The 12,596-nt window shown below is 54.4% G+C and carries 10 protein-coding genes and 1 pseudogene; 9 read left to right on the forward strand and 2 right to left on the reverse strand.

All coding sequences use genetic code 11. The features are described from left to right. Nucleotides 1-113: 113 nt before the first annotated feature. The 7 genes and pseudogenes from CU103_RS28345 to CU103_RS28375 all read left to right on the forward strand — a co-directional run bounded on the left by CU103_RS28345 (nucleotide 114) and on the right by CU103_RS28375 (nucleotide 8,355). Complete coding sequence (locus CU103_RS28345) at nucleotides 114-635, forward strand: ubiquinone biosynthesis methyltransferase UbiE (protein WP_106667382.1); 522 nt, start codon at nucleotides 114-116, stop codon at nucleotides 633-635. Then, entirely contained in the window at nucleotides 632-1,813 is a 1,182-nt protein-coding gene (locus tag CU103_RS28350) for a class I SAM-dependent methyltransferase (RefSeq protein ID WP_106667383.1), read from the forward strand. The genes CU103_RS28345 and CU103_RS28350 overlap by 4 nt, the downstream gene beginning before the upstream one ends. After that, nucleotides 1,810-4,176, forward strand: a complete 2,367-nt coding sequence (locus CU103_RS28355; protein ID WP_106667384.1) for a SpoIIE family protein phosphatase — start codon at nucleotides 1,810-1,812, stop codon at nucleotides 4,174-4,176. Before CU103_RS28350 ends, CU103_RS28355 begins: the two co-directional genes overlap by 4 nt. A 2-nt stretch (nucleotides 4,177-4,178) precedes the next feature. Then, on the forward strand, nucleotides 4,179-4,739 hold the full coding sequence (locus CU103_RS28360) for a slr1658 superfamily regulator (protein ID WP_170117142.1): 561 nt from the start codon (nucleotides 4,179-4,181) through the stop codon (nucleotides 4,737-4,739). A 17-nt stretch (nucleotides 4,740-4,756) separates the two neighbouring features. Next, a complete protein-coding gene (locus tag CU103_RS28365) occupies nucleotides 4,757-5,095 on the forward strand; it encodes a slr1659 superfamily regulator (protein WP_106667385.1) in 339 nt (112 codons plus the stop codon). A gap of 533 nt (nucleotides 5,096-5,628) precedes the next feature. Further along, nucleotides 5,629-6,075 (forward strand): annotated as a pseudogene (locus tag CU103_RS28370) (anion permease); the annotation flags it as partial. A 375-nt stretch (nucleotides 6,076-6,450) separates the two neighbouring features. Further along, entirely contained in the window at nucleotides 6,451-8,355 is a 1,905-nt protein-coding gene (locus CU103_RS28375; protein WP_106667386.1) for a TPR end-of-group domain-containing protein, read from the forward strand. Nucleotides 8,356-8,396: 41 nt separating this feature from the next. Here CU103_RS28375 and CU103_RS28380 read toward each other — a convergent pair whose 3' ends face one another. After that, nucleotides 8,397-9,230, reverse strand: coding sequence for a class I SAM-dependent methyltransferase (locus tag CU103_RS28380; RefSeq protein WP_146147885.1), 834 nt, complete (start codon nucleotides 9,228-9,230; stop codon nucleotides 8,397-8,399). Nucleotides 9,231-9,888: 658 nt separating this feature from the next. Here CU103_RS28380 and CU103_RS28385 point away from each other — a divergent pair. Continuing rightward, nucleotides 9,889-10,092, forward strand: a complete 204-nt coding sequence (locus CU103_RS28385; RefSeq protein ID WP_106667387.1) for a hypothetical protein — start codon at nucleotides 9,889-9,891, stop codon at nucleotides 10,090-10,092. Nucleotides 10,093-10,432: 340 nt separating this feature from the next. Here the strand turns inward: CU103_RS28385 and CU103_RS28390 are convergent, their stop codons facing one another. Continuing rightward, entirely contained in the window at nucleotides 10,433-10,903 is a 471-nt protein-coding gene (locus tag CU103_RS28390; RefSeq protein WP_106667388.1) for a YciE/YciF ferroxidase family protein, read from the reverse strand. Between the two features lie 380 nt (nucleotides 10,904-11,283). Between CU103_RS28390 and CU103_RS28395 the strand changes: the two genes are divergently transcribed. Continuing rightward, nucleotides 11,284-12,558: a hemolysin family protein gene (locus CU103_RS28395; RefSeq protein WP_106667389.1), complete on the forward strand. Its 1,275-nt coding sequence runs from the start codon at nucleotides 11,284-11,286 to the stop codon at nucleotides 12,556-12,558. Nucleotides 12,559-12,596: the final 38 nt, after the last annotated feature.

Here is a 12,596-nt window from a genome sequence, read left to right on the forward strand (position 1 = left end):
GACGCAAAGAGTTGTGGCGAAGCCGCGCGGGATCAAATATCCAATATCGTGCCGTTTTGGAGCGCCGCCACTCCGGTCGGCTCTGTTGTTGTGAATGAAAAGGGGGAAGGCCAATGGGTGTGAGCGCAAAGCAAGTAGCCGGTAAAGCTATCTTTGAACCGGTGATCCAGTTCGACATGGATATTAAGGCATTCCTCTCGGCCTGGTTTCACTGCGACCACATAGCGACCTATCTGGCACGCATGATCAGCCACAACCGATCAGATTCCGTGCGGCACTCTAATCTTTTTTCATCTGCATTTAATGAGTTGTTGGAAGTCACCTTCCGCACGCGCCATTCCGGCGGTGACTTGGCCTGTAAAGTGTCACGCAAGGGCGCCACCGATAGGATCGAATTGACCTTCCCGTGCACACAGGACGAGCGACAATTTTATGAAAATGTGGTGTCGCATGCGGCTGATCCTGATACCCAGGAGCGATACCTCAGCTCCGTATCGGGCGATGTTGCGCCTAGCCGTGAAGTGGTGCTGCTGGAGCTGGCTGTCAATTACAACGCGACGTTGCAGCTTGGACAAGCCGACGCAGACATGATCACGCTGCTGGTAGATCTCTCACTCGAGGAGATGCCACATTGACCCCCTACGATCCGCTCGTTCCGCATTTCAAGGCGCGATACGACGTGAACAATCAGGAGTTTTCGATTTCAGGGGTGGTGAGGCCCCAAACGATTGATGAGCTTGCGCCCAGTATTGCGCTGTTGAAGGATTCCATCAGTCGGGTTCGGGGCGTTCTCTATGTGAACATCAGACGCTTGACGCAAATGAACAACACGGCGTTTCATGCGTTCTCACGCGTGATCATTGATGCCTGTCGCGCTTACCCCGATCTGAAGTTCGTGGTTGTCACGTCCAGTGTCGTTGGATGGACGACACAGAAATTCCGTCGCTTGAGCGGAATTGAACCAAACATCACCGTCGAGGAGTACGACAGCGAGTTTTATCCGGGCCAGAGTTTTCTGGAAGAAGGCGGGTTCATCCCGATCCTTCGCACACAGACGAAGATGACCTGGCGCCATGAGCGGGCGATTTTGCCACGCCATGGCATGCAGTCAGGGATCGTCATGGCCGACATCTGCTGCGGGATCGGCGATTTTGCCGTACTGGTGCAAAAGGAGTTTCAACCGTCGCGGATCGTTGCCCTTGACCACTCCAGATCAAGTCTGGCCTATGCGCGAAGCGTGGCGGCAACCTTCGATATTCGGGGCATTGAATACACCTATGGTGACGCATCGGAAATGTTGCTCGACGAAGAACAGTTTGATCTGGTGACGTGCCGGCATTCGTTGCAAATCTTCAATCGACCCGAGCTCATCCTGAAGGAACTGTACCGGATATGCAAACCAGGTGGGCGGGTCTACATCACCAACGAAAAGAATTCGCACTGCCTCGGCGAACCGCGCTCGGACAGCATTCAGTGGACTTATAACGAGGTCGCAAAGCTGTTTGAGCATTTTGAGATGGACGTCGAGCTGGGACCCAAGAGCCGGCGATATTTGACCGAGGCCGGTTTCGACGACATCCGCGTCGAATCCTTCATGGTCACGAACCTTGACGGTGATCCGCAAGACTTCGCCGATATGATTGCGGCGTGGGAGAACGTCTATGCTGGCGACATGGCCAAAAACCGCGGCGATGATCCGGAGTTCATCGAACGCTTCCGGCAGGGATTTCAGGACCATATCTTCGCCGCACTTCACCCCAAGGGCTATGCTGGCTGGCCGATCTGGGTCGCTTCGGGACGTAGGCCGCTATGAGTGGCGAGGGCGAAAAAACGCAGCGCTTCGGTCTACGCTCCTTCCGGGCGAAATTCGTGCTGGTCGTTGGAGGCGCAGTTCTGTTCGACCTGCTCGTCAGCGGCGGCTTGGCGCTGTGGAACGTGCAAAAGCTGTCTCAGGACGCGGCATTAGAGGTTGGTGAAGGTCTGACAACCGCCAACCAAGAATATATTCGCTCTTACGCCGAGTCGACCGCTTCGCGTGTTGATCTCCTGCTTGACCGGGTGCATGCGGACGTCAAAACGTTGGCCGGCGTTCTTCAATCCCAGATTGACGAGCCGGCCAGGCAAGAACAGATCGGAGCGACCTTGGCGCGGCAAGCCCCGGGTTCCGTTTCGGTGGTCTACGACCGCCAAGGCGATTGGGCGCAGAACCTGCCCGGGGCGCCGTCCGTGGTCAGCGTCTGGGGCTATTTGCTGGGTCCCGATCACACCCCATTGCCCGACGTTCAGCAGGTGATCGACAACAGTGCGGTGCTCGATCTCGTGGCACCGAGCCTTCTGGCTGGCGGGTCGTCCAAGCTGCAGATGTATTATATAGGACCTAAGGAAGAGCCGATCTTCCGCACTGCACCTTATACCGAACAGGCCCAGACCTTCGACCGGCTCTATCCAGGCCATAACAAGGCAGACTTCTGGGAATTTTTCTTTCCAGGAATCTATGGCTCCTGGCAACAATGGGCCAGCGATCCGGCCTCGCGCCCCGTCGCCGACGATATCACGCAGACTGCCCCCTACACGGATGCCATCACCGGAAAGCTGATCGTCAGCTTCTTTAATCCTTTGTGGACAAAGGATCGGACCGGCGTCGCTGGTACGGCCGGAGCAGATATCACGCTCGATCAGCTCGCCGAGATTGTCGAGAACGTGAAGATCGCTGGAACCGGGTTCGGCTTCCTGACAATGTCGAACGGCAATGTGGTCGCCATTAATCCGGCCGGTGAGACGATCATTGGCCTTAAATCATCCAGCGACACGGGTACGCAAGGTGTCACCGGCCTCGAAAGGTCCCTGAGGAACAGCACGCAGCCGGCCATTACCTCCTTGCCTCTCGACAAGAACAATGACGGTGTCATTCAGCACATTATGCTCGATAGCCAGGGTGAGAGCGTTCCCTATATTGTCGTTCTCAAAAGATTGCGGTCGACAAATCTCTGGAGTTCGGGACCGATAAAGCCGGAAACAATGTCAGTTGGGATCGTCGTTCCCGAACGGGAAATTTATGCCGCATTGTTTGCAGCTCAGGACGGCATATCCCGGGCAACAAACCGCATTTTGATCTACCAGATCATCGCAATTGCAGTGTCACTGTTGATCGTGTTTGCGGCAGTGCTGGGAATTTCAAAGCGGATCACGGCGGGCCTGAGCGCGCTTGCCGGCGCCGCGCGACGGCTCCAGGCCCAAGACTATTCAGTTCGGGTGAACATTCCCACACGCGATGAAGTTGGAGAGGCAGGTGCTGCGTTCAACCGGATGGCCGAGCAGATTAGCTTCCATACGGAAAACCTTGAGCGCCTGGTTGACGAAAGAACCAGCGAGCTTGAGGGGGCGAACCAAGAGATCTCTGCACTCAACAGCAGATTGCAAGACGAGAATCTGCGCCTGGGGGCAGAGCTCGCAGTTGCCAGACAAATTCAATTGATGGTGTTGCCGAGGGAGCACGAGCTTGAAGCGATCTCTCAGATCGAAATCGTTGCCTATATGCGGCCGGCCGACGAAGTAGGGGGCGACTACTATGACGTCTTGCAGAACGGGTCTCGTATCAAGATCGGAATTGGCGACGTAACGGGTCATGGACTGGAGAGCGGTGTGTTGATGCTGATGGTTCAGTCGGTGGCACGCGCGTTGCAAGAAACCGGCGATTGTGACCCGCGTCAGTTTTTGGATCGACTGAACAGAGCGATCTTCAAGAATATAGAACGTACAAACACCGACAAGCATCTCAGTTTGGCCTTCCTCGACTATGAGGATGAACGGGTGACATTGTCGGGCCAGCATGAGGAGGTGCTTGTCATTCGGGCAGGCGGTGAAGTTGAGCGCATTGATACACTCAATTTGGGATTGCCAGTTGGTCTTGAACTCGACATTTTGCCCTTCGTTGAAACACACACCATCGCCTTCAGTCGGGGCGACGTGATTGTGCTTTACACCGACGGCGTGACCGAGGCGGAAGACCTCGATGGAAGGCTTTACGGTATTGATCGTCTTTGCGAAAGTGCGCGTCAACGCTATGGTGGAAGCGCAGAAGAGATCAAGACTGGAATTCTTGAAGACCTGATGGACCATATTGGCACCCAGAAGATCCATGATGACATCACTCTCGTGATTATGAGGCACACATAGCAATGACGACATTGTTTGGGACAGCGGATCTGGCAATTGGCATGAACGAAAGCGTTAGCCGCGTTCGGTTATTCGACGGACCCCTCGACATCTCTTGGCACCATTGCGCAACAACGGCCGACTTTATCGCCGATCTTTTCGCGGTGCGATTTCAGTCTTCTCGCAACGACTACAGGGAAGTTCGCCACAGCGTCGGGTATCTTGTCAACGAGTTGATGGAAAATGCAGTGAAGTTTCGCGCGCCGGGTGAGATCATGCTCGAGGCGTCGATGGATTCGGAGAGTTTCAAGGTCAAGATTTCGAACGATGTTGATGGCGATACAGCCACTGAATTTCAGCGTCTTTTGTCACAGATTACAGTGGGAGATCCATCTGACCTCCTCATTCAACAGCTCGAGGCCAATGCTGCCGATCCCCAGTCGACGGGCTCCGGTCTCGGATTGTTAACGTTGATGAGCGACTATGGCGCACGGCTCGCCTGGATATTCAGTCCCGCCGACCAGGCCGACGTGGTCTCGCTGGAAATATATGCTTCCCTTCCAATCTCACAACTTCATCATTAAGTGAAATGAATTCAAATATGGAAATTAAAACAGATCAGTATCGCGTGTGGACCGAGGGGAGCGACATTCACTTCGACGGAGTTGTGCGGCTGGCCAGTTCCGAGGCGTATGCACCAATTTTGTCCTTGATGATAAGCGTTCTGGCTTCGACACCCGATTCCATCACACTCGATCTATCGGATCTCGAATTTCTCAACTCGTCTGGCATCAACCTCCTGGCCAAGTTCACAATAGAGGTTCGCAAACATCACAATATCCAACTTATTATAAAGGGAACGTCCGAAATTCCCTGGCAGTCGAAGTCTTTGCCCAACCTCAAGAAACTCCATCCCGGATTGGAATTGCTCCTGAGTTGACAAGGCCCCAAATCCAGCACGGCGAATGCCACACCGCGTCTTCGTCATCCGGTCCATAGTGATAATAAGATGAATCGCGCCAGCAACAGACGCTCCGGCGCGCCAACGTCGCGATTTGGAAATGTTGCCGTAAATAGCAGCCTGTTTCGGGAGGGGATTCCTGCGGGGAAGGTCTCAGATTTCGGCATTTCAGAAGACGAGTGCGGATCGACCGAGACTGAGGATGGCAGAACGCGGGTAGTGATTCTTGATGAGGATATTCCTGTAGCACCTCCCCCTCATGACTGGCTAATGAGACCCGGTGGAGTGGCCCTCCGAATGGAGAGGGACCGAGCCTCACTGCCAAGGAATGACCCTCGACGGCCAAATGTGCCGTTTGATCTCACGGCTGTCAATTGTTTGATCCAGCGAGAGGTTGTTTCCCGACCTGAGAACTTGCTGCCATGCAAGGTGGATGGCCTGCACGCCACGAGAGGCGACGCGGGACGACTCGAACAAAATGCATTGGCCAGCGCATTCCATGGCCCCAGGATTCGCTCGGGCATGGCGGCAATGATGCGCAAAAGACCATGGGCATCATTGCCGTATTGCTTTTCTCGCAAGGTTATCTTGGAAGCCAATTCACTGTCCCATTTTGGGTCGTAATTGCCTGCCAGTCGGCAATGGCGCTCGGCACGCTATTTGGCGGCTGGCGGATCGTTCATACCATGGGTTCAAAAATCACCCGGCTCAATCCGATGCAAGGATTCTGTGCCGAGACTGGCGGGGCGCTGACATTATTCGGAGCGACATGGCTCGGAATTCCCGTGTCCACGACCCACACGATTACAGGGGCAATCATCGGTGTTGGCGCGGCCCGGCGCGTCTCGGCGGTGCGTTGGGGATTAGCCAGCAACATTGTCATTGCCTGGCTGGTCACCATGCCGGCGGCTGCAGTCATATCCGCACTGTTTTATTTCGCTGCCGGGTTTAGCCTGTAGTTATTGAGAAAATGAGAAACGTGCCGCACCAATCGGCGGGCAACCTCACAACAGCGCTTACGAAAAGCCGGAAAAAAAGCACCACGCGTTCACAATTCGATTGAGGCGAGTGCGGCGAATGGCGAGGGCTCCGGCGACTAGATTTGTCAACGTTCTTGAGGCGGACCGTCAGGCGATCCCGCCAAGACAGACGTACTTGACCTCGGTGAAATCATCGATGCCGTATTTCGAACCTTCTCCGCCAAAGGGCAGGGGGATCCTTGCTCCTTAATGTCATGCAGCCTGCTGCCAACTAACCAAAAGTATGGACACGACAGGTGCCCAAGAAAAAGCTAAGTTCCTTCAGGGGCTAGATCCAATGAAAACGGGGGCTGTTTGGAACGTCGACTGACCGCGATACTTGCTGCAGACATTGTCGGCTTCAGTCGTCTTATGGGTGCGGACGAAGCTGGCACGCTTGCTACGTTCAAGCGTCATCGAAACGAGCTACTCGAGCCAAAGATCGCCGACCACAAAGGCCGCATTGTGAAAGTCACCGGCGACGGCATGCTGGTCGAGTTCCCAAGTGTTGTAAACGCCGTTGCCTGCGCAGCCGAAATCCAGCGAAACATGCGCCAGCGCAACGAGGCTGTGTCCGTGGACAGGCGCATCGAGTTCCGGATCGGTGTCAACCTTGGAGATGTGATCGTCGAAGATGACGATATTTTCGGAGATGGTGTGAATGTGGCCTCGCGACTCGAAGCAATTGCCGAGCCCGGCGGTATCGCCGTTTCGGCGTCAGTGCGCGACCAGGTCGGCTCCCGGTTGAATCTGGCATTTGAGGACAAAGGCGAACATTCTTTAAAAAACATAAAACAGAATGTACGGGTCTACACCGTGTCGCTTGGTCTTCCGGTTCAGGCGCAGAACCAAGGTTCCGCCGGGCCAGGCTCGTCTGATCGGCACCAACTGTTCATTGCTGTGCTGCCGTTTACGAATATGAGTCAGGACCCGGAGCAAGAATATTTTTCTGACGGCATTACCGAGGACATAATCACGGACCTGTCGAAAGTCTCCAGCCTTCAAGTTGTCGCCCGAAACACCGTGTTCACCTACAAGGGCAAATCGGTCAAGGTAAAGCAGCTGGCACAGGAACTTGGTGTTCACTACGTGCTGGAAGGCAGTGTGCGTAAAGCGGGACAGCGCATCCGTATCACCGGCCAGCTTATCGATGCAAAAAATGGGGGACATCTGTGGGCCGAGCGATATGACCGCGACCTTACCGACATATTTGCTATCCAGGATGAGATCACGCACGCGATCGTGAACCAGTTAAAGATTAAATTGTTGCCGGAGGAGAAGAGGGCCATTTTGTGCGAACCCACTGCTAATGTGGAAGCATACACGTATTATTTGCGTGGCCGCCAGTTTTCCCATGCCTGGACCAAGACTTATCTGCATCTGGCGCGGCGTATGTTTTGCAAGGCGGTGGAGTTGGACCCGGGCTACGCCCGCGCCTATGCCGGCATAGCCGATTGCGACGCGGCGTTACGGGACTGGCAACCTGATGATTTTCCGCTGAGCAGCATCATGGCCACCAGTGCGAAGGCACTCGAGCTCGACCCGGACCTGGCGGAGGCCCATGCTTCCCGGGGACTTGCGCTGCATCAAAATGGCCACGACAAGCAGGCCGTTGCCGCCTTCGAGCGCGCGCTTGCTCTGGACGCCAATCTTTACGAGGCACATTTTCATTATGCCCGTTTTTTCTTCATGCACGGAAACTTCGAGGAGGCTGTCAATTATTTCAAACGTGCCGCCCAGATCAGGCCGGACGATTATATATCGCCGATCCACCTTATGAGTGCCTATCGCTCGCTGGGACAGCCCGCGGCAACCGAAAGTTGGGCACGCATCGGTGTGTGGCGAGCAGAACGGGCGCTCAGTCGCAATCCCGAAAATTCTGGTCCAGCCCACCGCGGTGCGCTTGCATGGGCACATCTTGGCGAAAAAGAGCGCGCCCGCGAGTGGGCAGCGCGTGCACTGGCGATCGACCCTAACGACATTGTGGCACAATACAATGTCGCCTGCGTTTATTCGATCATCGGAGACACTGACCAAGCCATCGAGCTTTTGCAAAGGGTTTTACCCAATAGTTCGTCGTATCAGGTCATGTGGTTCAGGAATGACTCGGACCTCGACAGGATCGGCGGAGATGCTCGAATTCAGCAATTGCTAAACGCGATTGAGCGCGAACACACCGCAGGTGAGAAAACGCCGGCCGGTTCGGATTCTCGACCGTAACCAGTCGCGAACGATAGACCGCTCAAAATCTTCTCAATGGCTCACGGCACTGGTTTCTTCCGTGCCCGCGCCATAAGCGTCCAGCCGAGACCAATAGACTCTTTCAAGCGGTCAAGTCTATTGCCAACAAGGGCTCGAATGGGCCGGTTGAGGGTTCGGGAATGCAATATTCTCATGAACCCTTTGTTTGCTGTGGGTGTCACCGAAAACAGCTGCAATACCTCGAAGTGCCTGGACAAAAGCGAGGTCAACTCTTTTTTGTCCACCCAGCGTCGAAGCTGGCCCGGACTTGGTGGCGGGATACGATTGTATTTCTGAAGGATGGGGCGATTTTGCGTGGCCAGCATCAATTGACCGTTATCATGCAGGTGGCTGGCAAGCTTGGCGATGAATGCATGCTGGTCGGCTATATGGGAGAGAACTTCAAGAGCGACGATCACGTCGAACTTTTCGCCTCCAAAGTCGAGTTGCATGAAATCTCCGGCGATAAATCTCACATTGGGCAGACGTTCCTGAGCCCTTGCCAATACCTCGTCGGAAAGATCGGTCGCCGTAACTTCGCCGAACTCCGCTAGCTCACCACAGAACCAGCCCGCTCCGCAGCCCACCTCCAGAATGCGGCGCTCAATGCCAGGTGTCTGCGCCAGCCAGCTTCGTACTACCTGCGCCTGACGGAAAGACACTTCTTCGAGGTGCACCTCCCGCGTCGACGCATTCCATCTGTTCCAAAAATCACGCTGCATGGAAATAGAATCAGCCATTTTCGCAAGCTCCTTAAAATCTGAAAGCACGATTTTGGTGTTGTTGGCTTCTGCCCCGTTATGCTGCTTCAGCCAGCTTGAGTCATTGATGCTTGAGGACTTCACGGTGATCATGAAGGCAGCAGGGATCGTTGAACGCTGCCCAGCAGGGGGGAGCATTCATGGAATCTTATCCGTAATAGATGATTGTTTGCCGACAGCTATTGATGCTTAAAACTGTTCGCGCGCGACTATGCAGTAATCGGATTGCGAAGTATATCCGCCACGAGAGTAAGTTTTTCAGCATATTGGGCTAGAATGATGCACCTTGTCCTCGTCCAAATTTCCTAACTGTTATTTGGCGCGTGCAAAGATCATTACGTTACGACACAGCGTCCCACCTGCACATTTTATTGAATTCTTTGTGTTATTCGGCCCTGCTGGATCTTTCGCCGTAAAATTTGTAGACGAGACACGAGCTAATATGGACACCGCAACGTTCTCATTGGCCACTACCAATTGGCGGGCTTCTTCTTCGCTTGTTGGTGAGGCTCTCGGTCGAAACAGGGGGCATGTCACACCTTAGGCTCTCGGCTTCCTCACCAGAGCGACAATGTCATCATTGTCCATTGATCGAGCGGCGTTCTGGCTTTGGGATTAAAAACCGGAACCGGCGTATGCATTCGTTTCGCTCTTGCCTTTGGCCACAGCCTGCGCGAACTTCTCATGCCAGCGTTCTCATGCACCGGCATTGAAAATTGGCAAGTTGGACCGACTCCAGGGAGAAGCGGGCGTGATTGCAGCTTACATCGACGAGTTCATTATGTTTTGCGCCGGACTATGGATGGCAGCCGTCGGCTTTGGCTATCTTTCGTTTCCCACCCCAAATCAAGGTGCGCAGAATGCTTGGCTTGCAAACCTCGTAGGCCATTTCAGATGGATGGGGCCGCTATTGCTGGCAATCGCTATCGTTCTGGCCATCGCCTCACCGGCTTGATGAGAAAGCTGCGCGCATTGAACGATTGCTGCTCTATTCTCCATGCGGCACGATGATGGCCGCTTGGGCCATGATTAGGGGAAAGGCGTATGTTGCGCGCAGCACACCTTTCAAGGCGTTGCCGCCATGTGTCGGTACACCTCATTGCAGATGTCGCAGCGAGTGTCTCAAGGCATCCGCGAACGATGCGCGAGAACCAGAATAGTTGCGTTGGAAGGTGTCTAGATATGGTAGCGAGGTGAAGTAGGACCGACGACGAGGTGACCACTTCAAACTCCGCATCGATCTGATCGGATAATGGTGATGGTCGTCCTCGCCAATCGTGCACTCCAGCAAAGTGCTATTTGTTGATTGAGGTGACTGCCAAGTTGGTGAGCTTGTTATTGGCCGCCTTTTCTTGATCAAGAATCTCGCTCAGTAAAACATGCGCCTCTTCATTTCCGAGAACTTTTGCCCATTCGCGCAAAGAGCCGTAACGGGCAATTTCATAGTGTTCTACAGCTTGGCATGCGGCCAAGGCACCAGCTTCCAAAGCGACACCTTGCGCATCAGCAATGACGCCATCGGCCTCTTTTATCAGACCATCCGTACCATCGCATTTTTGGCCTTCCGGCTTTAGGCCAATCGTCTTGAAAACCTTCTCCAGGGTTTTGATCTGTCCTTTTGTTTCCTCCAGGTGCTGGTCTAAGGTCTTTTTAAGCTCTGCGCTCTTTACCGCGCTGGACACTTTTGGAAGAGCCTTTACGATAGCATTTTCGGCGTAATAAACATCTTTGAGGGTGTGTTCGAATAGCTCTGCAAGCGTTTTCATTTTGGTGCTCCGGTTTCAATTTGGCACCTCAACAACTCGCAGCTAATTTTATCGTTCCCAATTTAATACCAACCGGGTTGCTGTATGCTGGACATTGAACCGACGCCATTGTGGTTATCAGCTATCACCCAACGGCGCCATTTTGAGAAACTGAACTGAATAAATCTTCGTTTGCCACAACCTATGTGCTTGGGCCGGGTTTGACCGCCGCGTATTCCCTGCGCCAGCTTGCATATTGGCTTGCGTTGAGGATCGTTTTCATCTTGAGCGACGCTGCCGAGAAATGGCTTGGATTACGGGGCGCGGGATCATAGATTGGCTTTTCAGACGGGAAACATACCCTCCGTACTGAAATCGTCGGAGAGGCACGTCCAAAACATATGCTTGAGTTATTGATCGTTGGCTTCCTCATCGTGCTTAATGGCGTTTTCGCACTTTCTGAACTTGCTGTGGTCTCGGCGCGAAAAATACGTCTTGAAATGCTGGCCGATCGCGGCGTCGCCGGCGCGCAAGCCGCAATTGCCCTGTCCGAGAGTCCGGGTAAATTCCTCTCGACAGTCCAAATCGGCATCACCCTTGTCGGCATTGTTGCCGGTGCATTTTCCGGTGCGACCCTAGGGGCGCGGATGGGTGAATTGCTAACGGGCGCAGGCGTTCGCCCCGATATCGCCCAGCCTGGAGGATATGCTCTTGTCATCGGCATCATCACCTATCTTTCCGTTATCGTCGGGGAGCTCGTTCCCAAACATCTGGCGTTGAAGAATCCCGAGCGCATCGCCTGCTTTATTGCACGTCCCATGAATATGCTGTCTCGGGTTGCCGCTCCTGCCGTTTGGCTGCTCGATGCCTCGACGCGTGGCGTCTTCAAACTGCTGGGGGTTTCAACCGCATCGCAAAGCGCCATCACGGATGAGGAAATTCTCACGATCGTTGCCGAGGCCGGCAGTACTGGAGTGATCGAAGAAGCAGAACGTTCGATGATCTCGGGGGTGATCCGGCTCGGCGACCGCAGTGTCCGCGCCGTGATGACACCCCGTACCGACGTCGAGATGGTCAAGGTTGACGAAGACGTCGCTTCACTCAAGGGGAAGCTCATCGCGAGCAATCATTCGTGCTTGCCCGTCTTTGACGACGACCGCGACAATGTCATTGGCGTCATCATGCTGAAGGACATGGTCGAGGCGCTACTATCCGCTTCGCGGGTTGTGATACGCGACCACATCCGCCGTGCTCCCGTGGTTCCCGATACGCTTGATGCTTTGGCAGCGCTGAAAGTCTTGCGCGACTCGGATGTGCCGATGGCGCTCGTTCATGACGAGTATGGCCACTTCGAAGGTCTGCTGACGCCTGCTGACATTCTTGACGCGATAGCTGGGGCATTCCGCTCCGACGAAGATCAGTCCGAGCCGGAGGCTGTTCGACGCGATGATGGTTCCTGGTTGCTTGCCGGTTGGATGCCCGCCGATGAAATGGCAGAGCTCTTGGGCATCGACCTTCCAAAGACCCGTCATTACGAAACCGTTGCTGGCTTTATCATCGATCGATTGGAACGAATTCCGGAAACGGGTGAGGCAATCAATTTCGACGAGTGGCGCTTTGAAGTGGTCGACCTTGACCATCGGCGTGTCGATAAGGTTCTCGCCTCCCGCCTCTAGATGTGTTGGACATCCCTCGGGGCATCAGGGTCACGGAA

Source organism: Phyllobacterium sophorae (genome assembly GCF_003010965.1).
GTDB classification, from domain to species: domain Bacteria; phylum Pseudomonadota; class Alphaproteobacteria; order Rhizobiales; family Rhizobiaceae; genus Phyllobacterium; species Phyllobacterium sophorae.